The organism is Natronococcus pandeyae, from assembly GCF_008122205.1.
Taxonomy (GTDB): domain Archaea; phylum Halobacteriota; class Halobacteria; order Halobacteriales; family Natrialbaceae; genus Natronococcus; species Natronococcus pandeyae.
The window spans coordinates 430,099-452,784 of record NZ_PHNJ01000002.1 but is presented as its reverse complement, the minus strand read 5'-3'; the positions used below and the strand labels follow the sequence as shown (position 1 = coordinate 452,784).

The following is a 22,686-nucleotide window of genomic DNA, read 5'->3' as shown; positions in this document are numbered from 1 at the left end:
TGTAACCTTATTACGACCACCGCGAAACGCGACTGGTATGCTCGAGACCGTTCGTGACCGCGCCCGCCCGTACTTCGAGGACGCCCCGCCGGCCCACGACTGGCACCACGTTCAGCGCGTCACAGCCCTGGCCGAAACCCTCGTCGCGGAGCACTCCGAGCCCGTCGATGAACGCGTCGTCCAACTCGCCGTCGCCCTTCACGACGTCGGCCGCGAACGGGAGGACCGCGGCGAGATCGACGATCACGCGACCTGGGGCGCTCGAGAGGCCGGACAGATTCTCGAGGACCTCAGCGCGGGCGAGCAGACGATCGAGCGGGTACAACACTGCATCCGTTCACACCGCTACTCGAACGACGTCGACCCCGAGACGCTCGAGGCCGAGATCGTCTCCGATGCGGACAACCTCGACGCGCTCGGCGCGGTCGGCATCGCCCGCGTGTTCGCCCACGGTTCGGTCATCGGGAGTCCGATCCACGATCCCGCCGTTCCTGTAGTCGACGACGACACTGCGGCCGGCCGGTCGCAGTACAACCACTTCTACAAGAAGATCCTCGATCTGCCGGATCGGATGTACACCGGCGCCGGGCAAGAACTCGCCGCCGACCGCGCGGAGTTCGTTCGCGACTACCTCGAGCGATTCGACGCGGAAGCGGCTGGCGACGCGTAGCCGATCCGGCACCAGTATCGCAGCAGTAGTCGGTCGGGCAGTAACAAACTCCCAGAAAGTTTTTTCAAATTCGGCTGCGTACGGGTAACCGCCGAGGTGAGAACGATGTACGAAACTGCGCGCAAACGATCCGGACGGGATCCGTTCGATGCCCTGGTCGACGTTCTCGCCGCGGTAAACCGGTACGATTTCGTGCTCGGGATTATCCCGATCGCGTTCGTGGTCGCTCTGTCCGCCGCGAGCGTGCTGAGCCTGCCGATCATGCACGCACTCCTGATCGCGGCGATCATCGGCGTCATCACAATCGTCGACGCCTGTTACCTGAACCCACCAGTCGGCCGGGGTTCAACATAACAGTATCGTCGATCAACCGATCGTGACCAACCCGACACGTTCCGGATGCGGCGTTACATCCGAGACCGGTTTTTCGATCGATACCGGATCCGTAGCGACGGCTCTCGTCCTCCCCGGAACCCTTTTACAACGCACAGCCGTACGCGTATCCAAGATGGGACTCGGCTCTGATATGTACCGACAGCAGATCCTCGACCACTACAAGAACCCGCGTAACTACGGGGAACTCGAGGATCCGACCTTCACCCACATCGGCGAGAACCCGATGTGTGGTGACGAGATTCGAATGGACGTCAAACTCGCCGACGACGAGGAGACGATCGAGTACGTCGCCTTCTCCGGCGACGGCTGTGCGATCAGTCAGGCGTCGGCGAGCATGCTCTCCGGAGAGCTCAAAGGGAAGAGTATCGACGAGTTGCTCGAGATGGACCGCGACGACGTCATCGACATGCTCGGCGTCGACATCTCGCCGATGCGAGTGAAGTGTGCCGTCCTCGCGGAGAAGGTCGCCCAGGACGGCGCGGAGATCTACCAGGGCGAACTCGACAAGGACAAGACGACGACCGAAGACTAACGAGTCTGACTCGTCCCATACGGAATTTTCCTCGCGCAGCGAGTCCGCGAACTAGTCCACGGTGCTCGAGCCACTCGCAAAGCGATCAGAGGAGAAACGATCAAGAGAGAAGCGATCCGGGTACCGTCAGCCGACGAGCGTTCGTCGGGCCGTTACTCGGGCTTCAGTCCGCCGTCCTCGACGCGCATGACAGCCTCGCCGTCGGCGAGGTTCGGTGCGTCGACCAGGCGGACGATCCGCTTGTTCCCCTTCGACTTCCGGAGGTAAATCCGGAAGGTCGACTTGTGGCCGAGGATGTTGCCACCGATCGGCTGGGTCGGGTCGCCGAAGAACGAGTCGGGGTTCGAGGCGACCTGGTTCGTGACGATGATGGCGCAGTTGTAGAGGTTGCCGACCTTGTCGATGTCGTGGAGGTGCTTGTTGAGCTTCTGCTGGCGGTCCGCGAGTTCGCCACGACCGACGTACTCCGCACGGAAGTGGGCGGTCAGCGAGTCGATACAGAGCAGGCGAACGGGGTACTCCGAGTTCTCATGTTCGCCGGCGAGTTCCTTTGCCTTCTCCGCGAGCAGCATCTGGTGGTTGGAGTTGAACGCCTTCGCGACGTGGATTTTCTCGAGGACGTCCTCGATGAGTGCGTCCATGGCGTCTTCGTCGCCGGGTGAACCCTCGATCTCGCGGTCCTCGAGCGTGGCCTCGATGACCTCGTCTGGAAGCCCGCGAACCATGTCGTCGATCCGCTCGGGGCGGAACGTGTCCTCGCTGTCCACGAAGATGGCGCGACCGTGGAGACCGCCGACCTCCTTGGGGAGCTGAACGTTGACGGCCATCTGGTGTGTGACCTGGGACTTGCCCGAGCCGAACTCACCGTACACCTCGGTGATCGACTGGGTTTCGATACCGCCACCGAGGAGGTCGTCGACCGCGTCGTTGTGCCAACTCAGTTTGCCGATCTCGTTTCGTCGCTCGAGGACGGTCGAACCGGTCTCGAAGCCGCCGACGTCGGCTGCGTCGCGAGCCGCACGGACGATGTCCGAGGAGGTAGACTCGCCGACGTCGGCCGTGTTCGAGAGTTCGGAAGGCGAGGCGACGGCCAGGCTCTCGAAGGAGTCGAAGCCGGCTTCGTGAAGCTTGTCTGCGGTTGCTGGTCCAACACCGGGGAGCGTTTCGAGGTCTGCTTCTGGCATTACTCACTCGTTGTGACGGAGCCCCCATAAAGCCTCGTTAACAGGGGAGTGGAAGTGAAAGTGCACGGAGGGAGCGAGGTGCTCGAGTCGGTCGGCTGCAAGTTTAGGTACGAAGGCGCGATCCGCCCGCGGCGAGGAACGACGGTGAGAACCGAAGGCGAAAAGCGTGACTGTGAGAAGCGAGGACGAGTGGTGAGAAACGAGGGGAACGACGACGGGAACGAACGAAACGCGGTCTTCCGCCGGGTCAGACTCTCGGTTCGCTGGACGACCACTCGAGACAGTAGAGACGGTCGCCGCCGCCGACGTACAGTCGTTCCGGCGCAAGTGCGAGGGTGTGTGCGACGGTGTCGCCGACGTGGAAGTGCCAGAGCAGATCGAACTCCGTGGCGTCGACGCCGTACACCGAACCGGTCGAGTCGCCGACACAGAGGACGTCGCCTGCGACGACCGGACTCGCGTGGACCTCGCCGTCGAGCGCGATTCCCTTCTTCGAAAAGAACCAGCCGCGAACCTTCCGCCGCCCGAACCGCGTGTCGGTAACGTGGAGGTAGCCGTCGTCGGCGCCGACGAACGTCGTTCCCTCCTCGGGGAGCACCGTCGCCGAGGACGTGAACGAACCCTGGATCTCGTAGCTAAACCACGTCTGTCCGGTTTCGACGTCGAGTGCGAGCAGCGTGCCGTCGTCGTCGCCGACGTAGACTCGTCCGTCGGCGATCGTCGGGCCGTCGGTGACCGCACCGTCGGTCGGCGCGGTCCAGACCTCTTCGCCCGTCTCGGTCTCGAGACAGCACACCTGCTCGCCCTCGGTGCCGGCGTACACCTGGCGGCGGTCGTCGCCGATCGCCGGACAGCCGACGACGGCCGAGTCGGTCTCGTGCGTCCAGCCGATCTCGCCCGTCTCGGTCTCGAGCGTCGACAGTCCCGACGCGTGGCCGGCGTAGAGGCGGCCGTCGGCGAACGAGAGCGCGGACTCGAGCGCGTCCGGGAGGTCGGTTTGCCACACCAGATCGCCCCTCGCGGGGTCGAGCGCGTAGACGGTTCCGGCCTCCGTAGCGGCGTAGACGTGGTCGCGCGTGACGACCGGCGTCGCATCGGTCCCGTCGGCCGTCTCGAAGACCCATCGCCGGTGACCCGTTTCACGGTCGAACGCGTACAGGTTCCCCCGCGCCGTCCCGACGAAGAGCGTGTCGCGGTCGAGAACCGGCGAGCCAACCGGGCCGGTGAGATCAGCGGTCCAGGATTCTTCGATGCGGTGGGGTCCCTCGAGGTCGCGTCGCACTCCCGAATGTTGTGGATCCCGTTTGAACTGGTTCCAGTCGCTCACTGGTCGGGCGTACCGATTCCGATCGTATAATGGATTCGACACGGAATCCGTCCGCGGCGCTCTCGAGTACGGGACGAGGTCGTCGCTAGAAGGGGTGGGAGCGGAAGGGGGTAGGTGGTGGTAGGGGTTTCGGCAGGACAACTGGTGTATGGCGCAGTTGATGATGTGACGTCCTGCCGTATATCTACACAGGGGGTAGGTTGCAATACCAGTGGCTCCAAACATGTTTGGGTCGGGTGTCAGCCGCCGTGAACACCCTTCGGAACTCACTCCCAGGGGTGGGTCCCGCCCTCGCTGGGCCACAGCGGGTACCAGTACTCCTTTTCGCGTTCGATCTCGAGTTCGCCGTCGAGCGTCGACTCGAGTTTGAACTCCGCGCTCGAGTCCCGCTCCCGGCCGGGACGCGGCGCGAACGGGTAGAACCGACCCCGGCGGAACGAGTAGATCCAGTAGGCTGGCCCGTCCTCGTTCCGGTAGGCGAAAACGGCCGCGAGCAGCCGAGAACCGTAGCCGTGTTCGATGAACGTGTCCGCGGCGAAGTGCAGACTCGTGATCAGGTCCTCGGGATCCTCGTCCTCGAGGACGACCCAGTGGTAGCCGTGGTCGTCCTCCGAGACCGAAAACTCGGTGCCGGTATCCTCGCGACCGGCCTCGAGGATCGCCTCGACCTCGTCGACGGCATCGCGAAAGCTGCTCGAGTCGACGCCGGAGAAACAGAGCGCGCCGGCGTCGGCCGACTCGTAGCCGAGGTCGGCCTCCATCGTGAGGTAGGCGGTGCTCATCCCGAAGAGGTCCTCGGGGTCGGCGTCGCGTTTGGCGTCCGACTCCGCGCGGATCCCGAGCACGGAGCGGATCCCGTCCAGTAGTCCCATAGGAAGAGCAACGACGGCGACCCTTTCAAAAGGTGCCATTCGACTGCAGAAGAACGAACCCGGCCCGCGTGCTACGGTGGACCATGGATAGCGACAGAACCGATCGGGACCCGATCGTCAGCGAAGGAACGTACGCGGTCGTCGACGCGACCGACGACGAGTCGGCCGACTACTGGCTCCGCTCGGACCGCGGCGACGAGTTTCCGCTCCGACAGGACGACCTCGAGGACGCCGTCACCGCACTCTCCCGGGTACACAAGCAGCGCTCGGACCCCGAGGGCGCGCCCGAGACGACCGAACTCACCTGCCACGACTGCGGCAAGACCTGGCAGTACGCTGGCGCCGACGAGCACGCGACCTGCCCGAACTGCGAGACCGAGGTTCCCGTGGAAGGGATCGGTCCGTAGCGAGCGCAGTCGAGCGGTCAGACGGTCGGTTAGAAGTCAGTACCGGGGCAACTGCGAACCGTCGTGCGGTTGCCCCGGTGACCAGTTACGACCGACCGTATCAGAGCGCTTCCATCTCACGCTCGAGGTCCCGTAACTGCTCGACGCGGCGCTCCGTCGACGGGTGGGTGCTGAAGAGGCGGCCGACGATCCCCGACTTCAGCGGGATGATAAAGAAGGCGTTCATCTCGGCCTCCTCGCGGAGGTCCTTGTCGGGGACCTTGTCGACCTCGCCCGAGATCTTCATCAGGGCGGACGCGAGCGCCGAGGGCTTCCCGGTGATCGCCGCCGCGCCGCGGTCGGCGGCGAACTCGCGGTATCGCGAGAGCGCGCGGATGAGGATGTAGCTGATGATCCAGACGAGCAGCGAGACGAGGATGGCGACCATGATCCCGCCCTGGTTGCGGCTCCGGCCGCCGCCGAAGAACGCCCCCCAGCGGACGATCATGAACGCGATCGTCGCGAGGAACGAGGCGATGGTCATCACCATCATGTCGCGGTTCTTGACGTGAGCGAGTTCGTGGGCGATGACGCCGTCGAGTTCGTCCTGGTTCAGCGTGCGCATGAGCCCCGTCGTCACGGCGACGGCGGCGTTTTTCTGGTTGCGGCCGGTCGCGAAGGCGTTCGGAACCTTCGAGTCGACGACCGCGACCTTGGGCTTCGGCAGGTCGGCCTGCTGCGAGAGCCGTTCGACCGAGGTGTGCAGTTGCGGATACTCGTCGGCCGACACCGTCTTCGCGCCCATACTTTTGAGGGTGAGGGTGTCGCTGAAGTAGTACTGCACCAGCGAGAAGCCGCCGAAGATCATCGCGAACAGCAGGATACTACCCTGCATGTAGGCGGTGAGCACGCCGGCGAAGACGATGTACAGCACGAACAACAAGAACATCGTCACGAACATTCGCACCCGCAGACCCCAGTCCGGCTGCCAATCCATACGTCGAATGAGGAGCTACGAGCAAATAAGTATCACCGATGTGCTGGTTCCATCCGAAACGGGATCAGGCGCGGCGAACCCCCTCATTTCACCTGGAGACCGCATCACGTGAGAACGTCTGACACGTCCGAGTTCGAGAACGTCTGACGGCGATCGTATCAACAAATACAGAATGTACTTATTGGTATCGAGAAACGAATTCCAGTACTATCATACCGCTGACTCGGCGGAGGTTCCTCTGCACGACAGCAGCGATACCGCTAGCTAGCTTTTCAGGTTGTCTCAGCGGCGTTCGAACGGGTGAGAACGGCGAAACTGAACCGTCAACCTACGACGTTCGAGACTCCGCGGACGAACTTCCGGAAACGATCGACTATGCAGCGTCTGTAACCGGTGGCGGTTTGCGATATTCTGGCAGCCCGCTCGCCTTGACCGTCGAACTGACGAACGAAACGAACGAAGAGATCGCGTTCGTGGAACGACGAAGCGCGTTGTTCCACGGCGTTCGAAACGAGACCGATGACCTCGTACTGATTCCGGACGTGGACTCGAACGAGGACGGCTACGAGTTCAGTGATAGCTGCTGGACGGAAACGATAGCGGGCGGTGGTGTCGTCGGGAACGGCGAGCAACAAGTCGGCTACCTCGATCCCGGTGAAACCGTACCGCAGCCGCTCCTGTTGCTCGTCCGGATGGACGCGTCCTGCCCCGAGTCGCCGCTCGAGGCGGTCTCGTTCGCGACGACCATCGCGGTACGGCGCGACGCCGACGCGTCGGACGATGCCGACTCGTGGGAGGAACACGGGTGGGAGTTCACGCTCTTCGAAGCGTAGCGCCGCGAACGCGAACCCCCCTCGTTTCAGCTGGAGTTGTCAACTCGTGAAAGGTGCCGAAACGATAATTTGGGGTGTTGCGGGTCAGAACGAGAGCTGACGACGGTGTCCCGATCGCTGTTGCTTCGTTCGAACGATTGTACTGCCTGCGTTATCCGGCTGGAACGATACTACCGTGACTATAGGAAAGGGGGAGGGCTGTCGACCTTCGGGTGAACATGTCTGCCCACGAGAGACGGGAGGTGCTGAAGTATGCGGGGCTCGCGGTTGCCGCTGGGGGGGTACTCTCGACGAGCACGGTGACTGCCGACGAAGACGGAACGGACGGTCTGCGCGGCTGGTCGTCGCTGCGCGGAAACGCGGGTAACACCGGGTACGTGTCGGGCGAGAGCGGACCTGACGGGTCCGCGGCCGTCGCCTGGGAGTACGACCACGGCGGTCCGGTCGCCGTCGTCGACGGGATCGTCTTCCTGGCCGTCGACGGATCGATCCACGCACTCGATGCAGACGACGGGGAACTGCTCGGAGAAACCGACGACGTCGGTGCGGCCGGCGCGCCGGTGGTCGTCGACGATACCATCTACGTCGGTGGCGACCAGTTGACCGCGATCGACCTCGGAAGTGGCGAGGTCGACTGGGCGATCGACCTCGAGCCCGAGGACGCCGTTCCCTCGCCGACCGTCGTCGACGGCACGGTGTTCGTCGTCGCGGACGGAACGCTCTACGCGTTCGAGGGCGACGACGGAGACGAAGCCTGGCAGTTCGAACCCGACGACGAGGCGCTGATCGAACAGCCCGTTGCGGCCGCCGGCGGGGCCGTCTTCACGACGAACGGGGAGACGCTGTACGCCACCGAGATCGACGACGGGAGCGAGCGGTGGACGAACGACCACGGGGAGTACCGGAAGCAGACCATCGTGGCGACCGACCGCGCCGTCTCGCTCCAGGCCGGCGGCGAGGACCTGGTGGCCGTCTACGAGACGGAGACGGGCGACCTCAACTGGGCGAAAGACGGGTCCGTCGTGGGACTGGCCACCAGCGATCACGTCTACACGTTGGCGGAAGACGACATCGTCGGCTACTACCGGGATTCCGGAGACGAGTTCTGGCAGCCGTCGATCGACGATGCGACCTTCGGCCAGCCGGTGGGTGCTGGCCCGACCCTCTACGTCGGGATCGACGGCTCGAGCGACGGAACCGGCCTCGCCGCGTTCGACGTCGTCGACGACGAACTCGAGTGGGTCGTCGAAACCGAGACGCGCCCGGAGGACCTCGCGTTCGCCGACGAAACGATCTACGCCAGCGACGACGGACTCGTCGCGATCCGGTCCGCGGAGGACGAGGGCGGGGCCGATGACGAGGACGAAGAGCCGGGCGAGGACGGCGAAACTGGTGACGAAGAGCCGGCGGACCAGGACGAAGAGACGGGCGACGAGGAGGAGCCGGCAGACCAGGACGACGGGGAAGAGCCGGGAGACGAAGATGACGAGGAGGACGATGACACCGACGACGAAAACGACGTCCTCAGCGACGACGGTCAAGACGACCAGGATGACCACGACGATCAGGACGGACAGGACGACGACGGGATGCCCGGATTCACGACCGGGGCAGGCGTCGCCGGCGGTGCAGTCGCACTCGAGTGGCTCCGCCGCAAGGGAATCGTCGCGAACGACGAGGAGTAGACCGATGGCGTTCGACGCTCGCCGTCGAACACTACTCCGAAGGCGTCGGTCGGAACGGGTCGTTTAACATCGTGAATCCCCAAACGGGAACAATGAGTGAGTCGCGTGCGTTCTGTCCCCGGTGTGGGGATCCGGTGCCTGACCGATCGGCGAGCGACGCGGACGAGCAGGCACCCGATCCGCTTCGACCCGGGACGGAGGTCGAACTCTGTGACAGCTGTTACTTCGACGACTTCGACTTCGTCGACGCGCCGGACCGGATCGACGTGCAGGTCTGTGCCCGGTGTGGCGCCGTCCACCGTGGAAAGCGGTGGGTCGACGTCGGCGCGAAGGACTACACGGACATCGCCATCGAGGAGGTGAGCGAGGCGCTCGCGGTCCACGTCGACGTCGAGGACGTCGCCTGGCAGGTCGAACCCGAACAGATCGACGAGAACACGATTCGGATGCACGCCTACTTTACGGGCGTCGTTCGCGAGACGCCCGTCGAGGAGCAGGTGATGGTGCCGGTCAAGATCGCCCGCCAGACCTGTGCCCGCTGCGGTCGGATCGCCGGCGACTACTACGCCAGTATCGTCCAGATCCGCGCCGAAGATCGGACCCCGACGAACGAGGAGATCGAGCGAGCGAAGGAGATCGCGAACACGGTCGTCGCCGACATGGAGGCGACCGGCGACCGCAACGCCTTCGTCACCGAGATGAGCGAGACGGACGACGGACTGAACATCAAGATTTCGACCAACAAGATCGGCAAGAAAATCTCGAACAAAATGATCGAGGAGTTCGGCGGGAGCGTCAACGACGCCGAGACCCTGGTCACCGAGGACGAGGACGGGAACGAAGTCTACCGGGTGACCTTCGCCGTCCGCCTCCCGCCGTACATTCCGGGGGACATTATCGACCTCGAGGACGACGAGGGCGGTCCCGTCCTCGTCCGCAGCGCCCGCGGCAACCTGAAGGGAACCCGCCTGACGACCGGTGAGCGCTACGAGGCGGGCTACGAGGAGGGCAACGCGCCCGACGCCCGCAGGCTCGGCGACCGTGACGATGCCGTCGAGACGACGGTCGTCACCGTCGAGGACGAGAACGCCGTCCAGGTGCTCGACCCCGAGACTTACCAGGCCAAGACCGTCGCCCGCCCGGACTACTTCGATCCCGACGCCGAGACGGTGCCCGTCCTGAAGAGCCGCGCCGGCATCCACATCCTTCCCGAAGACGATGAGTGACGGCGGGAACGGGGGCGGGGACGGGTTCGATACAGCCGTCGACGACGTCCTCGAGCGATCCGACACGCCACTCGCCGCAGTCGTCGAGAAGTCCCGGACGGAGACGGCCATCGAGTCCCTGCGAGCCGAGGGCGTCTACGACGACTCGAGGCGAGTGCGAGGTGTGAGCGGTGCGATGCACGACGGGGAGCGCATCGGTGACGCGAACGGGGAACAACGCCCCGTGAGCACCGCGACCCGTGAGCGTGGCGTCAGCGAGGACGACCCCGACAGGATCGCGTTGCCAGTGACCGAGCCGCCGACGGAGACGGCGGTGCTCGAGGTCGTCAGACAGATCGATCCCGAGCCGCGAACCCGCGACCTCGAGGACCTGCTCGAAGAACGGGGCTGGAACGAGGCGGACCTCGAAACTGCGCCGGGCTCGTGGGCCGTGATCGGCTCGGTCGTCCTCGTGACGGTTCCGGAGGACTGCCCGGACGAGGGCGCGCTGGCCGAGGCGCTGCTCGAGTTACACGGCGACGCCGAGAGCGTGCTGGCCGACGAGGGGATCGCGAACGACGGCGAGGCCGGCACCTATCGCGAGCCGCGGACGCGACTGCTCGCGGGGGAGAGCGATACCGAGACGATCCACACGGAACACGGGACGCGGTACGGTCTCGATCCCGCGGCGGTGATGTTCTCGCCAGGCAACCAGGCCGAACGGGCCCGGATGGGTGAGACCGTCACGGCCGGGGAGCGCGTGTTCGACATGTTCGCCGGTATCGGCTACTTCACCCTCCCGATGGCCCGCGCCGGCGCGCAGGTGACGGCGACCGAACTGAATCCGACCGCGTTCCGCTACCTGGTCGAGAACACCGTGTTGAACGACGTCGGCGACCGGGTCGACGCCTACATGACCGACTGCCGGGACCTCGCGAGCGAACTGGCAGTCGACCGGGTCGTCATGGGCTACTACGGCCGCTCCGACGGTCGAGACGGCGACCACGGGGTCGGCACCAGAACCGACGAGGCACACGAGTTCCTCGACGACGCGCTCGAGGCCCTCGTTCCCGGCGGCGAGATCCACTACCACGAGGCGACGCCGGAGTCGCGGCTCTGGGAGCGACCGAGAGCGCGCCTCGAGGCGGCGGCCGACGCGGCCGGACGCGACCTCGAGATCCGCGACCGTCGTCGCGTCAAGAGCCACAGCGCGGGCGTGGCACACGTCGTCGTCGACGCCCGATTCGAGTAGCTCGCGGCCCGTGGGTCGTGACATTCATGTTCTCGGAGTGAGTGGTTTCGCGCATGGACAAGAATCAGATCATCGCGGTTCTCTTCGCGTTTCTCATGGTGACGTCGATGATCGCCTGGGGCGCACTCCACATCTTCTAATTCGTCCGGCCCCCAATCCGGATCCGGAGAGCGCGACGAGCAACCGCTCGGCTGCGAGCACCGTCGTCTCCCGACACTCGACAAACGAAACGATTTACTTCGATTGCTCCAAAGAGACAGTTCAATGACAGCCGTTCCGGAGTCGGAGCGCGGTATCCGTTACCTCTCGGGATCCCCGACCCGCGTCGCCGTCCTCGAGCAGGTGTGCGACGGGCCGACCAGTCCTGCGGCCCTCGTCGACGCGACCAACGTCTCCCGAACGACCGTCCACCGAACACTGACCGACCTGGTCGAGCGAAACTGGGTCGAGCGCACCGACGGCGGGTACGCCGCCACCGCTGTCGGCGCGCTCGCGCTCGAGGCCTACCGGAACGCCCAGACGCAGTTTCGGACGCTCGAGCGCGTCGAACCGTTTCTCGCCCGCATCGACACGGGCGTCGACGACCTCGAGATCGAGTGGTTCCGGACGGCGGAGCTGTCGACCGTGTCGGAGTCGAACCCACACCAGCCGCTGGAGTGGTACGCCGATCGGCTCGAGGCCGCCGATCCCGAGCGTCTGCGCGGCGTGGCGCCGGTCATCAGTCGCCAGTTCATCGCCGTTCACGCGCCGGTCCTCGAGCAAGGGACGCCGGCCGAACTCGTCATCGACGAGCCGACCTACCGAACGATCGCTGAACAGTATCCGGATACGCTTCGATCGTCGGTCTCGCTTCCGAACTACGAGCTGTACGTCGCACGCGAAAGTCCGTCAGTCGGGATCACGCTCATCGACTCGGCGGTCTTTTTGGGCGTGTACAACGACGGCGGACAGCTCGTCGCGACGATCGAGAGCACCGACGAGCGGCTCCGAGCGTGGGCGGCGGATCGATACCGGGAGTACCGCGACGAGGCACAACAGCCCACTCTCGACGCAGTCCCGCAGCCGGACTGACCCGAGGCGCCGACTGCTTCGGAAAACGTGTTTCAGAACGTAGCTAGTTTACTGTCGAGTCTCACCAGCCGAGCAGCCGGGAAGCGATCCTCAGCCGTCCGTCTCCCAGACGTCGGCCAGCGGGCTCGAGCGGGACGACCGCCGGGAACGCCCGCCTCTCGAGGACGAGTTACCGCGGGTCCCCCCTCGACCGGTCGCCGATCCGGACGACCCCTGTGACTCTGCCGCCGAGTTGCCGAGGGCAGCTCCGGGATCGAACGCCGGCAGTTCCGGTCGGTCCATTCGGTCGACCTGCGCCGCGAACCAGTCCGGCATATCCGTCCGGGCGCGATCGAAGAGGTCGACGAGACTCGAGTCCGCCAGATACGTCGCGCCGTAGTCGTCGGGCGCGCGGACGACCCGGCCGCAGGCCTGGATCACGGTTCGGAGGGCGGTCCGGTAGTACCACGCCCACTGACCCTCCTCGAGACGGTGGGCAACGCGCGAGTCGCCGGTGTTGAGGAAGGGTGCCTTACAGAGCACCTGCCACCGACAGAGATCACCCTTCAGATCGAGCGCTTCCTCCATCTTGACCGAGAGGAAGACGTCGGACCCGTCGCTGGCTTTCCACTCCTCGAGGGCGGCGTCGCGGCCGTCGCGGTCGTGGATCCGGATCCGGTCGCCGACGCCGAAGTCCCGGAGGAGGTCGGCGAGACGCTCCTGGATGTCGTAGGAGTGAGCGTGAACCAGCCCCTTCTCGTCGGGGTGTTTCTGCATGAGTCGAACGATCGTTCGGGCGATCTTCGGCGTCGTCTCGTCGCGCTGCTCGTAGGTCATCTTCCCCTGCGTGACGTCGTACAGCGGGCGGTTTTCGACCGGGAACGTGTGTTCGACGTCGACCAGTGCGACCTTCCCGGGATCGAGCCCCACCTGTCGGCAGAACGCGTCCTTGTTGAGAATCGTCGCCGAGAGCAGCGCGAACTTGTTGCCGCGATCCCAGACGGTGTGTCTGAGGTACCGTTCCGGATCCATCGGCTTGATCGTGAGCGGCCCGCCCTGGGGTTCGTCGTCCGCATCGGTATCAACATCGGCGTCGCCGTCGCTTTCGCCGGAGCGCGGTTCGGACTGGTCGACCAGCCACGTCGTCGCGCTCTGGGGATCCCGGTAGTCGGAGACGAACCAGTCGAGTTCGCCGATCAGTTCCTGGAGACGGTCGCGCTGGCGGACCTCGCGGGGCGTGAGCGACTCCTGTGAGAGCAGTTCGTCCTTCCGGCGAGTGCAGATCTGGGCGACGTTCTCGGCGTAGCGCGCCGCCCGGTCTAGGCCCTCGACCTCCGGGACGCGAAGGTCGTCCCAGAACGGCACCGTCCGCGGTCCCAGTTGAATCGTCGCGTACATCTCCGCCCACTCGGCGAGACCGTGAGCCTCGTCGACGACGACGACGTCCCGCTGGCGAAAGACTTCGCTGCCGGCGGTCTGCATGAAGTACGCGAGCGTCATCGCCGCGATCTCCCGGTTCGACGCGATCGCGCGGTCGGAGAAGTACGGACAGCGATGTTTGACCGAGCAATCGTATCCTCGCTCGCGGACGCAGGGCGCCTGGTTGACCGGCGTGTTCCGTTCGTCCGGCAGGATACAGCTGTAGTTCGACTTCCCGCGGATAACGTTTAGATCGGCGAGCAGGTCGTCCGACGCGACGTCGTCCAACTGCGAGACCTGCGGCGTCGTGTAGTAGGCCCCGGACGCCTCGCTCGGCTCCGCCTCCTCGACCGTCCGTGCACAGCCGGCGACGGCCCGCGCGAGCAGGGACTTGCCGCTCCCGGTCGGCGCGCGTACCAGGACGACGTCGTTGCCGGCCGCGAACGCGTCGCGGATGTCGCGGAGGGCCTGCTTCTGGGTCCCGCGATAGCTCGGCGCGGGGAAGGACTCGAAGATCCGCTCGGTGTTCACCGTTCGACTCACGGACCGGCCGCGTCCTAAAGGCTGCGAACCGTTTCGCGCCGTGCAGCGCCGGCGCCGGACCCGCCGCTCTCGAGCGCGACTGAGCGAGTTCCGACTCGAGAAATCACCCCCTATCGGGACGTAGGGAGCGGATACGGCCGGGTAGCCGGCCGATTACAAATACGGAATCTCCCATCGGATTCGAGTGCGGAAGGGTCGCTCAGCGGTAGAGCACCGCGGTGCCCTCGGCCCGCGGCGGCCTTCGTGCCTCGTGGCGTTCAAATCCCACCCCTTCCGCTCACAGCGTCGTCCCATCGTGGTTGCAAACGTGGTGTCAGTGGTGTGTCACACGCTTTCACGCAACTTCCCCTGTCTCTCCGACGCTGCTTTTTACACCGGACCGAGTCGTGACGATTCCTCGTCGATCTGTTCCAGTCGCGCGACGTCCTCGGCGGTCGGTTCGTCGGGGAGGGCCGCGATACACGGATAGCACAGCAGGTGATCCGACCCGTCCTCGAATTCGAGCATCATCGCGGACCCCTCACTGCCGTCGTCCTCGCCAAACGTCCAGAGGTTCGCGATGCCGCCGGCGACCGAGACCGGTCGTCCGCAGCCGTCGCAGGAGTCCCGTGCCATACGCGAATATCGGTTCCGAACGTAGAAAGTCGTTCCCCCGTGACCCAGTCGTTATACGGCCTACCGTGATACCCCTGCTCATGGAGGTGAACTGTCGGGGCTGTGCCGGCTGTTGTCTCGACTGGCGACCGCTGCTCGAGTCCGACGAGGGACGCAACGTGAGCGGGCGCGGAGCCGCCCGGTCGGCGTCGATCGAGAACGAGCACGAGCGAGCGACAGCCGGGCGCGTCCCTCTCGGCGGCAGCTACAACTTCGTCGCGCTCACCCGCGACGAGGTTCGGACCTACCTCGAAAGCGGCACGGCTGCGGCGCTGACGCCGCGGTTCTGGCAGGTCGACGACGAGCGCGAGGGCGTCGAGGTCGGCGGCCACCACGTCGCCGCGGTCGCCGGTCGTCCAGTCTTTTTCGTCGGGCTTCGGAAGCCGCCGAAACCCGTCGCGCCGTTCGGCCGCGAGGAGCCGACGTGGCTCCCGACCTGCGTCTTCCTCGATCCGACGACGCTGCAGTGTCGGATCCACGAGCACGAACAGTTCCCGGACGAGTGCGGCGCCTACCCCGAGCACAACCTCGCGCTCGAGCAGGAGACCGAGTGCGAGCGCGTCGAGTCACAGTTCGGTGACGAGCGCCTGCTCGACGACCGTCACGACGACCCCGAGGGACTGCTGCTCGGCCCCCAGGCGCTCGGAGCGAAGCTCTTCTGTCATCCCCGTCCCGACGACCTCGAGGGGGTCGTCGGCCGACTCGCACGGGACGAACTCACGCCGGCCGATCGCGCAGAGTGTCTCGCCGTCGCCGCCGCCTCGAGTCCGGGCACGTTCGCGACCTCGCCGCCCCACTACGAGTGGGGGTACGAGCGTGCACTCGAGACGCTCGAGGGGAAAGACGACGCGGCCACCGACGACTCGGCGACTGGCGAAGACGCCGAGTGGGTCGGTCCTGCGATCGACGACTGGCACCAGTGTCGAGCCGAAGCGGACGAAACGGTTCCTTCGCCGTCGATCGCGGAGGGAGTCGAAGAGGATCGGGGCGCACCGGAAACCCCCGGCTGGGACGCACTCGAGTAGCGTCCGACGACGTCGATCGGGGAGGGTCGCTGCAACACAACCCGTTAAGCACTGCTCGTCCGTATCGACTGTATGAACGTGCTCGTGACGGGTGCGGCCGGATTCGTCGGAAGCCGCCTCGTCGGTACTCTCCGAGCGAACACCGACCACGAGGTGACGGTCCTGGTCAGGGACGTCGGCAGCTACGACCCGCCCGACGACGGGGTCGCCGTCGCCGAGGGAGACGTCCTCGAGGAGGGGAGCCTCGAGGAGGCGCTCGCCGACGTCGACGTCGCGTACTACCTGATCCACACGATGCGCGACAACGACGACTTCGTCGAACGGGATCGCCGCGCCGCGCGAAACTTCGAACGGGCGGCGACCGAGGCCGGACTCGACCGAATCATCTATCTCAGCGGCCTCGGCCACGACGGGGACGAGCTGTCGGACCATCTGGCCTCACGTCGCACGGTCGAATCGGTGCTGGGCGAGGGAAGCGCGGACGTAACCGTCCTTCGGGCAGCGATCATCATCGGAGCCGACAGCGCGAGCTTCCGGCTCGTCCACCAGCTCGCGACGCGCCTCCCGGTGATGGTGACCCCACGATGGGTTCACGTCGACTGTCAGCCGATCGCCATCGACGACGTGATCGCGTACCTGCTCGCCGTCCTGGAGCGAGCCGACACTTCCGGTGAAATCTACGAAATCGGCGGCCCGGACGTCCTCACGTACAGAGAGATGCTGACGACGACAGCGACGATCGCGACCGGACGGGAACCGCTCATCGTCCCAGTTCCGGTGTTGACGCCACAGCTGTCGGCGTACTGGGTCGACCTCGTGACCGACGTCCCGGCGAGCGTGGCCCACCCGCTGATCCAGGGAATGCAAAACGCCGTCGTCGTCGACGACGACCGTCTGCAGCGACTCGTCGGCCTCGAGTTGACGCCGTTCGAGACCGCGGTGCGTCGGGCACTCGACGAAGATCCGGCGAGAGACGACCGGGCGTTCGCGGGCGTGCTGCCGGAGGAAAGCCGAAACCCCGAGTAATGACAGGGACACCAGAGTACGGCGAGACGTGGGTCTACGAGAGCATCGTCGGCGCGCTACCGGGAATCGAGCTCTCGGATCGAGTCGCGATCGCCGTTCAGTTCGTCGCGTTCGAGGCGGCACTCGTCGCGGTGGCAGCCGCGTACGGCCTGTGGGACGCGTTCGTCCCGGGGACGGTCGCCGTCGTCGTCGCGGCGGGCGGCAGCTGGCTCATGCTCCGATACAGCCAAACCGTCCGCGGGCTTCGGCCACCGGAGGGGTACCGGCGCGTGCTGTTCGGCTCGAGCATCGAGGTCGTCCTCGGCGTCGTCGCGTTCGTCCTGCTGGTCACGTACCTGTTCGTCACCGACCCGCAGACGAGCGAGCAGTCACTGCTGACCGAGTTTCTCGGGCCGGAGCCGCCGGCCCTCGCGGTTGCACTGGCGCTGCTCATCCTCTGGGACGTCGTCTACCGGATCGGCACCTGCTGGTGGGCGACCGTCGCCGGGCTCTGGCGAGCAGTGGCCTACGAGTTCGGTGCCGAGACGACCCGCGCGTACGCTCGTGCGGACGGCCTCAACGTGGTGTTCGCTGCTCTCCAGCTCCTGTTCGTCCCGTTCGTGCTCGGTCACCCGATTCTGGTCGGGGTACTCGTCGGCCACGTCCTCGCTGTCGTCACCGTCGCGACGCTCTCGGTGCTGGTCCAGTGGCGCTCACAGGGAAAATAGCCCGGCTCGGCGGAGCGTCACTAGTTCGATTTGATCTCCTCGAACTTGCTCAGGAGTTCCTCCGCGGAATCTCCGGAGTCGTACTCCACTTTGCCGTGATAGATGGTCCGCTCGTCGTCGAAATCGGCGTCCACCCTCGAGGCTTGCTCTTCGCGCCGCTCGTGTTCGTCTTCGTCATAGGCACCCATTGACATGGCAAGTACACACATAGTAGGAAGCTGACGCATATCAATGTAACGGTCCCTCACACCTCCGGTTCCGCTGAAGAGAAATCGATCACCGGAAACGAGAGACGGGTCGTCGACCGAGTTCGGCGACGGGCAGGGGATCGAGACAGCGAACAGTATATGCACCCGCGTCCCGTATCGTGAGGCGTGGCACGGCCGCTTCGCTTTCGTTACTCGCCAGAACACTGGAGCGAGCAACGAGTTCGACAGAAGATTTTGCAACCGCTCCGGTCGAATATCGGGGCTCGAGCCGTCACGCCGCGGTTCGAGATCGGCGCCGACTGGGAGACGCACCGCTTCGAGATGCAAAACGGCGATATCGCGCTTTTCGCCCGCAACGGCGACGAAGCCTACTGGTTAGGAAACACGGAGACGCCCTCGTCGCTGTGGCGAACCGACAAGTTCGGCTGGCAGGAAGTCCCCTACCATATCACTCGGTGGGCGCAGCGAGAGCTTCTCGCGACGCTGCACGAGGAGGACCCCTGGCTCGCCGACTACCCGCACCTCTCGTGGTTCTTCCTCCCCGTCTTTATGTCCAAGGACGGTCGCGAGTCGACGCGCGCGTTCTTCCGCGAGCACGCGGCCGGCTTCCCCGACGCCGGCCGTCGGGAGACGACGCGCTACTTCGAAGACTTTCTCGAGACGGGCGTGTTCGACGAGTACCGGCCGATCATGGCCGGAAAGCTCGGCACCAGCGACCACGTCGACCGCGTGCGGATGAGCGCCGCGCTGGGTGAGTTCATCGCCGCGAAACTCCTCACCGACGCCGGCTACGAGGTCACGCCCGAAATCGAGGTGACGACCGGTCACTCGCTCGACTACCGGGCCGAGGACGAGGAGACGAACGTACTCGTCGAGGTGACGCGACCCCAGCCGCCGGCAAACCGCGCCGCGGCGGGCCCGGTCGCTGCGGTCCGAGATACCGCGGAGACGAAGACCAACGGCCAACTCGCCGAGCACGGCGGCGGCGCCGTGCTGTTCGTCGACTGCTCGAGTTTCCGCGACGACGCCTGGGCAGCCGTTCGCGGCGAACAGCCCGACGTCCGCCACCGCCCGGCAGTCGTCTACCGCGCCCGACCGGACGGACGCATCGAGGGCTACACGAAGGGATCGGTACCGCTCGAGTTGGACGACGCACTCGAGTTCGTCGACTGACCGAGTACGCTCTCGCCGAGGTAAGCTTCATCACCACGAATACCCTGTAGCACCCGCTCTGTACATCGCTGGTTCTTCTCAGGGGCCCACGGAAGTACCGAGCGCGCCGTCGGCGCGCTCGGTGTTTCTCTGTGAGTTCCGGCGGAACGAACGAGGTCGTTCGAAACGGCAGAGCCGTTTCGTGATGCCGAAAACGCGCAGCGTTTTCGGGCAGCTCGGGAGAGCAAGCTCTCCCGTTGTTTTCATCGAAGTTTTTTGGCTGGGTTCGAAGCGACCGAAGGGAGCCGAGGACCCAGTTGAAAAACTTCGTCTCTAGAACGAGACGCTCTCCGGTGAGTACGGGCTGCCCGGCGGCGTCGGGTCGCGGTCGCTGTAGCCGACGCGGCCGACCGCCTTGTTACTCACTGCACAGTAGACGGCGAACCGCGCCTCTTCCGGATTAGCGAAGGTCTCGGACTCGAGGCGGGCGAGTACTTCCTCGACCGTCTCGGACCCGTTCGGGAGTTCGAGGGTCCGGTCGCCGTAATCTGCGATCAGTTCCTCGGTGGTCGCGGGATACTCGTGGTCGTCGATGACCTCGCCGGTGCCGTTGAGCAACATTACACCAGATCTTGTGTGAACGATGATTATAAACATTTTCCATAATCGATTACTAGCACTCCCCTACACCTTATACACCTAGAACGGAGCCGAGTTCAGATACTACTGTGAGTGAGCAGCGTCCGGTGAGACCACCACGAAAGTCCCACCTGAGTCGGCTGCCCGGCCAGCCACCGCGGGGTGGGACTGAAAGGGGCTGGGCCGCTCGGGGACGGCGGGCGACGCAAGCACGCGAGCGCAGCGAGCGCGCAGCGAGCCCCCCGACTCGAGTGCGAGACGGCGAGAACAGTGCGTTTACCACCCCGCGCTGGCACGAATAAGGCATGCCCTACGCCGATCTGCACGTCCACACGACGCGGTCCGACGGCGCGCTGGAGCGGGCAGACGTCCCCGAAGCCGCCCGCCGCGCCGGCGTGGACGTCGTCGCGCTCACCGATCACGACCGCCGACAGCCGTTCGACGAACCGGTGATCGAACGCGACGATGTGACGATCGTTCACGGTATCGAACTCCGGGTCGAGACCGAACGCGGACAGCGCGTCGACCTGCTCGGGTACGGGATCGAACCGACGGCTGACCTCGAGGCGGTGACCGAACGGATCCAGGGGAACCGCATCGAGCGCGGACAGGCCATCGTCGACTGCGTCGAGGATCGGCTCGGGATCGATCTCGGCGTGACGGTCGACGACGGTTTCGGCCGGCCACACGTCGCACGAGCGATCGCCGCCCATCCCGACGCTGACTACGACTACGAGGGCGCGTTCGACAGCCTCATCGGCAACGGTGATCCCTGCTTCGTTCCGCGAGACATCCCGTCGTTCGAACGCGGACGGCAGGTGCTCGCCGAGGCGGGGGGACTCGTCTCGTTGGCTCACCCCCTGCGATATCGCGACTCCGAGCGTGCGCTCGAACTGACGGCCGATCTCGACGCCGTCGAGTTACACTACCCCTACGGTCGCGAGGTCGATCGCCGTCCGGTCGAGCGTGCGATCGAGCGCTACGACCTGCTCGAAACCGGTGGCAGCGACGCTCACGACGACACGCTCGGCGTCGCAGGGATCTCTCGAGAGGCCTATCGACGGCTGGAGATTGACAACTAACCAAGGTGAAGACAGCCGATAGCGGAGGGTTCAATGCATCGTGGCCCATAGACGCGTACATGAACTGTCACTACTGCGACCGTGAGGCCGCCTTCGCCGCCGATTCCGACGGGCTCAAGGTCGGTCTTTGCGAGGAACACTTCCGAGAGCGGTTGCAGGAGCTCGCCGAAGCCGACGGACTCGAGACGCTCAAGGAACAAGTGGACGTCGACCGCGCCGAATAGTCGCGGTCCCGGATTTCGTCGCCCTCAGGCGGTTCGTCCGGCGTCGACGTCGATCGCATCGACCGGACAGACGTCGACACAAAGCATACAATCGATACACTGCGCTTCCTTTGCGGGATCTGCCTTCTTTTCGCTCTCGGGGTGACCCGGCGTGTCGACCCACTCGAAGACGTCGACGGGACAGTCCTCGAGACAGGCACCGTCGGCGATACAGAGATCGAAGTCGACTGCGACGTGTGTGCCGTGGATACCGAGTTCCTCGGGTTCGTCGACGGGCCCCCAGACGGCGTGACCGTTGTGCTCGTCGACTTTCTCCCGGTTTTCGGTGAACTGTGGATCTATGGCCATTGCTAACAGTTGCAAACGTGTGGTGAACACTTAAAAGTATGTACCGGTTTCTCGGAGGCCCGGGATCCGGAAGCGACGAAATTCGACGGGCGGGGCGGACCCGAGTTCCTCGAGACTGTACCGCCGAGCCGTATCACGAGGAGAGAAACGACGAGCTATCGCATCCGAAACTCACTCGTCTCGATCCCGGAAGGCACGCCGGTCGTCGAGCAACTCGCGAATCCAGACGGCAAAGCCGTGATCGTGTCCGTACGTCCAGATCGCCGTCTCCTGGACGACGTCCGGAAGATCGCTGTTTTTCGTCGCGGCCGCGACGACCGACTCGTGGTCGACGAGCAGGAGCTGGGCTGGCCACTCCGAGTAGACGGCGTTCGTCGTCTCGAGGTCCGGTGCGACGAAGACGGTCGCCTCCGGAATCTCCTTCTGGAACTCCTCACGGTGTTCGTCGGTCGGTACCTCGAGAACGACGTCGACGCCGCGGCCAGTAGCCTCACGCAGCCCGGCGCGGATGTCGTCCGTGAGCACCTCGTCGTTCGCGAGAATGTAATGGATCGACTCCTCGGCGAGATCGAGGAAGGTGACGATACGGTCGGTGACGTGGTCGGTGCTCGAAATCGACCAGACGCCCTCGTCCTCCGTGGACTCGGGCGCCTCGATCTGGTGGAGCGCGTTCTCCGCCGTGTTGATCCGCGAGTCGTAATCCTCGCGAATGCGCCGACAGGCCGTCTCGATCTCGGTGGCTCGGTACTCGCGAGGATCGGACTGCTGGACGTCGACCAGCCCCTTTCGCTCGAGTCGCTCGATCGTGTCGTAGACCCGCGATCGAGGAATGTCCGAGACCTGACTGATCTCCTTTGCCGTCCCCGTCGAGATCTTCGTCAGCGCGACGAAACAGCGGGCTTCGTACTCCGTGAGCCCGAGTTCTGCCAGCGCGGAGACTGCCTCCTCAGTTTTGGACATACTGTGACCACGGGGCCTCCCGAGTAAAAGCCAGCCGTTTCGGAGACCGTCTCGAATCGGTGTCGCTACTCCAGCATCCGGAAGCTCGTTCCGCCACAGGGACAGCCCGCCGCGCTCCCGATCGGATTCATCTCACCCGACGGCGACACCCAGACAGCAAGCGCCTGACCACAGTCGGTACAGCACGCCGCCGCTTTCTGTCGAGTCTCACTGGACATGATTGGCAGTAGTCTATACCGGTATTTATGCGATTTGTGAATACAACAGGGACACACGTGCTGTTACTCCGAGAGTAACAACAGCGTCGGC

The 22,686-nt window shown here is 65.1% G+C and carries 27 protein-coding genes and 1 tRNA gene; 17 read left to right on the top strand and 11 right to left on the bottom strand.

Annotated elements, in window-relative coordinates:
- The first annotated feature begins 37 nt into the window (after nt 1-37).
- From CV102_RS05795 to sufU, 3 genes are all read left to right on the top strand, one after another.
- Complete coding sequence (locus CV102_RS05795; RefSeq protein ID WP_148856941.1) at nt 38-670, top strand: HD domain-containing protein; 633 nt, start codon at nt 38-40, stop codon at nt 668-670.
- Between the two features lie 105 nt (nt 671-775).
- Nucleotides 776-1,024 carry a hypothetical protein gene (locus CV102_RS05790; RefSeq protein WP_148856940.1) on the top strand — a complete coding sequence of 83 codons (249 nt, stop codon included), beginning with the start codon at nt 776-778 and terminating at the stop codon, nt 1,022-1,024.
- A 154-nt stretch (nt 1,025-1,178) separates the two neighbouring features.
- Nucleotides 1,179-1,598 carry a Fe-S cluster assembly sulfur transfer protein SufU gene (gene sufU / locus CV102_RS05785; RefSeq protein ID WP_148856939.1) on the top strand — a complete coding sequence of 140 codons (420 nt, stop codon included), beginning with the start codon at nt 1,179-1,181 and terminating at the stop codon, nt 1,596-1,598.
- Nucleotides 1,599-1,750: 152 nt separating this feature from the next.
- Here sufU and radA read toward each other — a convergent pair whose 3' ends face one another.
- The 3 genes from radA to pspAB all read right to left on the bottom strand — a co-directional run bounded on the left by radA (nt 1,751) and on the right by pspAB (nt 4,981).
- Nucleotides 1,751-2,782, bottom strand: coding sequence for a DNA repair and recombination protein RadA (gene radA, locus CV102_RS05780; RefSeq protein ID WP_148856938.1), 1,032 nt, complete (start codon nt 2,780-2,782; stop codon nt 1,751-1,753).
- Between the two features lie 247 nt (nt 2,783-3,029).
- Nucleotides 3,030-4,109 (bottom strand): outer membrane protein assembly factor BamB family protein, encoded by a 1,080-nt coding sequence (locus CV102_RS05775; protein ID WP_148856937.1) that lies wholly within the window; start codon nt 4,107-4,109, stop codon nt 3,030-3,032.
- A gap of 266 nt (nt 4,110-4,375) precedes the next feature.
- Nucleotides 4,376-4,981: a PspA-associated protein PspAB gene (gene pspAB, locus CV102_RS05770; protein ID WP_148856936.1), complete on the bottom strand. Its 606-nt coding sequence runs from the start codon at nt 4,979-4,981 to the stop codon at nt 4,376-4,378.
- A gap of 83 nt (nt 4,982-5,064) precedes the next feature.
- Between pspAB and CV102_RS05765 the strand changes: the two genes are divergently transcribed.
- Complete coding sequence (locus CV102_RS05765; RefSeq protein ID WP_148856935.1) at nt 5,065-5,388, top strand: hypothetical protein; 324 nt, start codon at nt 5,065-5,067, stop codon at nt 5,386-5,388.
- A 100-nt stretch (nt 5,389-5,488) separates the two neighbouring features.
- Here the strand turns inward: CV102_RS05765 and htpX are convergent, their stop codons facing one another.
- Nucleotides 5,489-6,364, bottom strand: a complete 876-nt coding sequence (gene htpX / locus CV102_RS05760; RefSeq protein ID WP_148856934.1) for a zinc metalloprotease HtpX — start codon at nt 6,362-6,364, stop codon at nt 5,489-5,491.
- 401 nt (nt 6,365-6,765) lie between these two features.
- On the opposite strand from htpX, the gene CV102_RS05755 reads away from it, so the two are divergent.
- The 6 genes from CV102_RS05755 to CV102_RS05730 all read left to right on the top strand — a co-directional run bounded on the left by CV102_RS05755 (nt 6,766) and on the right by CV102_RS05730 (nt 12,410).
- On the top strand, nt 6,766-7,197 hold the full coding sequence (locus CV102_RS05755; protein ID WP_148856933.1) for a hypothetical protein: 432 nt from the start codon (nt 6,766-6,768) through the stop codon (nt 7,195-7,197).
- A gap of 218 nt (nt 7,198-7,415) precedes the next feature.
- Nucleotides 7,416-8,882: an outer membrane protein assembly factor BamB family protein gene (locus CV102_RS05750; protein ID WP_148856932.1), complete on the top strand. Its 1,467-nt coding sequence runs from the start codon at nt 7,416-7,418 to the stop codon at nt 8,880-8,882.
- A gap of 92 nt (nt 8,883-8,974) precedes the next feature.
- Nucleotides 8,975-10,108 (top strand): 60S ribosomal export protein NMD3, encoded by a 1,134-nt coding sequence (locus CV102_RS05745; RefSeq protein WP_148856931.1) that lies wholly within the window; start codon nt 8,975-8,977, stop codon nt 10,106-10,108.
- On the top strand, nt 10,101-11,339 hold the full coding sequence (locus CV102_RS05740; protein ID WP_148856930.1) for a class I SAM-dependent methyltransferase: 1,239 nt from the start codon (nt 10,101-10,103) through the stop codon (nt 11,337-11,339). Before CV102_RS05745 ends, CV102_RS05740 begins: the two co-directional genes overlap by 8 nt.
- Nucleotides 11,340-11,380: 41 nt before the next feature.
- Nucleotides 11,381-11,479 carry a surface glycoprotein gene (locus CV102_RS05735; RefSeq protein WP_148856929.1) on the top strand — a complete coding sequence of 33 codons (99 nt, stop codon included), beginning with the start codon at nt 11,381-11,383 and terminating at the stop codon, nt 11,477-11,479.
- Nucleotides 11,480-11,603: 124 nt separating this feature from the next.
- Nucleotides 11,604-12,410 (top strand): helix-turn-helix transcriptional regulator, encoded by an 807-nt coding sequence (locus CV102_RS05730; RefSeq protein WP_148856928.1) that lies wholly within the window; start codon nt 11,604-11,606, stop codon nt 12,408-12,410.
- Between the two features lie 90 nt (nt 12,411-12,500).
- Here CV102_RS05730 and CV102_RS05725 read toward each other — a convergent pair whose 3' ends face one another.
- Entirely contained in the window at nt 12,501-14,339 is a 1,839-nt protein-coding gene (locus CV102_RS05725; RefSeq protein ID WP_148857113.1) for a helicase C-terminal domain-containing protein, read from the bottom strand.
- A gap of 200 nt (nt 14,340-14,539) precedes the next feature.
- Here CV102_RS05725 and CV102_RS05720 point away from each other — a divergent pair.
- Nucleotides 14,540-14,627 (top strand) — tRNA-OTHER (locus CV102_RS05720).
- A gap of 93 nt (nt 14,628-14,720) precedes the next feature.
- Here the strand turns inward: CV102_RS05720 and CV102_RS05715 are convergent.
- A complete protein-coding gene (locus CV102_RS05715; protein WP_148856927.1) occupies nt 14,721-14,966 on the bottom strand; it encodes a DUF7561 family protein in 246 nt (81 codons plus the stop codon).
- An 80-nt stretch (nt 14,967-15,046) separates the two neighbouring features.
- Between CV102_RS05715 and CV102_RS05710 the strand changes: the two genes are divergently transcribed.
- The 3 genes from CV102_RS05710 (at nt 15,047) to CV102_RS05700 (ending at nt 17,763) form a co-directional block, all read left to right on the top strand.
- Nucleotides 15,047-16,030 carry a YkgJ family cysteine cluster protein gene (locus tag CV102_RS05710; protein ID WP_148856926.1) on the top strand — a complete coding sequence of 328 codons (984 nt, stop codon included), beginning with the start codon at nt 15,047-15,049 and terminating at the stop codon, nt 16,028-16,030.
- A gap of 72 nt (nt 16,031-16,102) precedes the next feature.
- Nucleotides 16,103-17,056 carry an NAD(P)H-binding protein gene (locus CV102_RS05705; RefSeq protein ID WP_148856925.1) on the top strand — a complete coding sequence of 318 codons (954 nt, stop codon included), beginning with the start codon at nt 16,103-16,105 and terminating at the stop codon, nt 17,054-17,056.
- Nucleotides 17,056-17,763, top strand: a complete 708-nt coding sequence (locus tag CV102_RS05700) for a DUF7530 family protein (protein WP_148856924.1) — start codon at nt 17,056-17,058, stop codon at nt 17,761-17,763. Before CV102_RS05705 ends, CV102_RS05700 begins: the two co-directional genes overlap by 1 nt.
- A 20-nt stretch (nt 17,764-17,783) precedes the next feature.
- On the opposite strand, the gene CV102_RS05695 is transcribed toward CV102_RS05700, so the two are convergent.
- The gene (locus CV102_RS05695; RefSeq protein WP_222863685.1) at nt 17,784-17,957 is read right to left on the bottom strand and encodes a DUF5786 family protein; all 174 of its coding nucleotides are present in this window, start codon (nt 17,955-17,957) and stop codon (nt 17,784-17,786) included.
- Between the two features lie 180 nt (nt 17,958-18,137).
- Here CV102_RS05695 and CV102_RS05690 point away from each other — a divergent pair, with 180 nt between their 5' ends.
- Nucleotides 18,138-19,145 carry a DUF5784 family protein gene (locus tag CV102_RS05690; RefSeq protein ID WP_148856922.1) on the top strand — a complete coding sequence of 336 codons (1,008 nt, stop codon included), beginning with the start codon at nt 18,138-18,140 and terminating at the stop codon, nt 19,143-19,145.
- 312 nt (nt 19,146-19,457) lie between these two features.
- Here the strand turns inward: CV102_RS05690 and CV102_RS05685 are convergent, their stop codons facing one another.
- The gene (locus tag CV102_RS05685) at nt 19,458-19,745 is read right to left on the bottom strand and encodes a DUF5789 family protein (RefSeq protein ID WP_148856921.1); all 288 of its coding nucleotides are present in this window, start codon (nt 19,743-19,745) and stop codon (nt 19,458-19,460) included.
- Nucleotides 19,746-20,068: 323 nt separating this feature from the next.
- Here CV102_RS05685 and CV102_RS05680 point away from each other — a divergent pair, with 323 nt between their 5' ends.
- Together CV102_RS05680 and CV102_RS25765 are read left to right on the top strand one after the other, a co-directional pair.
- Nucleotides 20,069-20,845 (top strand): PHP domain-containing protein, encoded by a 777-nt coding sequence (locus CV102_RS05680; protein ID WP_148856920.1) that lies wholly within the window; start codon nt 20,069-20,071, stop codon nt 20,843-20,845.
- A gap of 59 nt (nt 20,846-20,904) precedes the next feature.
- Nucleotides 20,905-21,069: a DUF6757 family protein gene (locus CV102_RS25765; protein WP_187432865.1), complete on the top strand. Its 165-nt coding sequence runs from the start codon at nt 20,905-20,907 to the stop codon at nt 21,067-21,069.
- A gap of 24 nt (nt 21,070-21,093) precedes the next feature.
- Here CV102_RS25765 and CV102_RS05675 read toward each other — a convergent pair whose 3' ends face one another.
- From CV102_RS05675 to CV102_RS25760, 3 genes are all read right to left on the bottom strand, one after another.
- The gene (locus CV102_RS05675) at nt 21,094-21,417 is read right to left on the bottom strand and encodes a 4Fe-4S dicluster domain-containing protein (protein WP_148856919.1); all 324 of its coding nucleotides are present in this window, start codon (nt 21,415-21,417) and stop codon (nt 21,094-21,096) included.
- A gap of 171 nt (nt 21,418-21,588) precedes the next feature.
- Entirely contained in the window at nt 21,589-22,377 is a 789-nt protein-coding gene (locus tag CV102_RS05670; RefSeq protein WP_148856918.1) for a TrmB family transcriptional regulator, read from the bottom strand.
- Between the two features lie 65 nt (nt 22,378-22,442).
- Nucleotides 22,443-22,595: a hypothetical protein gene (locus tag CV102_RS25760; RefSeq protein ID WP_187432864.1), complete on the bottom strand. Its 153-nt coding sequence runs from the start codon at nt 22,593-22,595 to the stop codon at nt 22,443-22,445.
- Between the last annotated feature and the right edge of the window lie 91 nt (nt 22,596-22,686).

Bases quoted from the DNA above. Each gene is read 5' to 3' on its own strand.
- CV102_RS05670 (WP_148856918.1), bottom strand. From the start codon at position 22,377: ATGTCCAAAACTGAGGAGGCAGTCTCCGCGCTGGCAGAACTCGGGCTC.
- CV102_RS05705 (WP_148856925.1), top strand. From the start codon at position 16,103: ATGAACGTGCTCGTGACGGGTGCGGCCGGATTCGTCGGAAGCCGCCTC.
- CV102_RS05765 (WP_148856935.1), top strand. From the start codon at position 5,065: ATGGATAGCGACAGAACCGATCGGGACCCGATCGTCAGCGAAGGAACG.
- CV102_RS05730 (WP_148856928.1), top strand. From the start codon at position 11,604: ATGACAGCCGTTCCGGAGTCGGAGCGCGGTATCCGTTACCTCTCGGGA.
- CV102_RS05700 (WP_148856924.1), top strand. From the start codon at position 17,056: ATGACAGGGACACCAGAGTACGGCGAGACGTGGGTCTACGAGAGCATC.
- CV102_RS25765 (WP_187432865.1), top strand. From the start codon at position 20,905: ATGAACTGTCACTACTGCGACCGTGAGGCCGCCTTCGCCGCCGATTCC.
- CV102_RS05710 (WP_148856926.1), top strand. From the start codon at position 15,047: ATGGAGGTGAACTGTCGGGGCTGTGCCGGCTGTTGTCTCGACTGGCGA.
- sufU (WP_148856939.1), top strand. From the start codon at position 1,179: ATGGGACTCGGCTCTGATATGTACCGACAGCAGATCCTCGACCACTAC.
- CV102_RS05680 (WP_148856920.1), top strand. From the start codon at position 20,069: ATGCCCTACGCCGATCTGCACGTCCACACGACGCGGTCCGACGGCGCG.
- CV102_RS05790 (WP_148856940.1), top strand. From the start codon at position 776: ATGTACGAAACTGCGCGCAAACGATCCGGACGGGATCCGTTCGATGCC.
- CV102_RS05740 (WP_148856930.1), top strand. From the start codon at position 10,101: ATGAGTGACGGCGGGAACGGGGGCGGGGACGGGTTCGATACAGCCGTC.
- pspAB (WP_148856936.1), bottom strand. From the start codon at position 4,981: ATGGGACTACTGGACGGGATCCGCTCCGTGCTCGGGATCCGCGCGGAG.
- CV102_RS05750 (WP_148856932.1), top strand. From the start codon at position 7,416: ATGTCTGCCCACGAGAGACGGGAGGTGCTGAAGTATGCGGGGCTCGCG.
- CV102_RS05685 (WP_148856921.1), bottom strand. From the start codon at position 19,745: ATGTTGCTCAACGGCACCGGCGAGGTCATCGACGACCACGAGTATCCC.
- CV102_RS05695 (WP_222863685.1), bottom strand. From the start codon at position 17,957: ATGTCAATGGGTGCCTATGACGAAGACGAACACGAGCGGCGCGAAGAG.
- CV102_RS05675 (WP_148856919.1), bottom strand. From the start codon at position 21,417: ATGGCCATAGATCCACAGTTCACCGAAAACCGGGAGAAAGTCGACGAG.
- radA (WP_148856938.1), bottom strand. From the start codon at position 2,782: ATGCCAGAAGCAGACCTCGAAACGCTCCCCGGTGTTGGACCAGCAACC.
- CV102_RS05795 (WP_148856941.1), top strand. From the start codon at position 38: ATGCTCGAGACCGTTCGTGACCGCGCCCGCCCGTACTTCGAGGACGCC.
- CV102_RS25760 (WP_187432864.1), bottom strand. From the start codon at position 22,595: ATGTCCAGTGAGACTCGACAGAAAGCGGCGGCGTGCTGTACCGACTGT.
- CV102_RS05715 (WP_148856927.1), bottom strand. From the start codon at position 14,966: ATGGCACGGGACTCCTGCGACGGCTGCGGACGACCGGTCTCGGTCGCC.
- CV102_RS05745 (WP_148856931.1), top strand. From the start codon at position 8,975: ATGAGTGAGTCGCGTGCGTTCTGTCCCCGGTGTGGGGATCCGGTGCCT.
- htpX (WP_148856934.1), bottom strand. From the start codon at position 6,364: ATGGATTGGCAGCCGGACTGGGGTCTGCGGGTGCGAATGTTCGTGACG.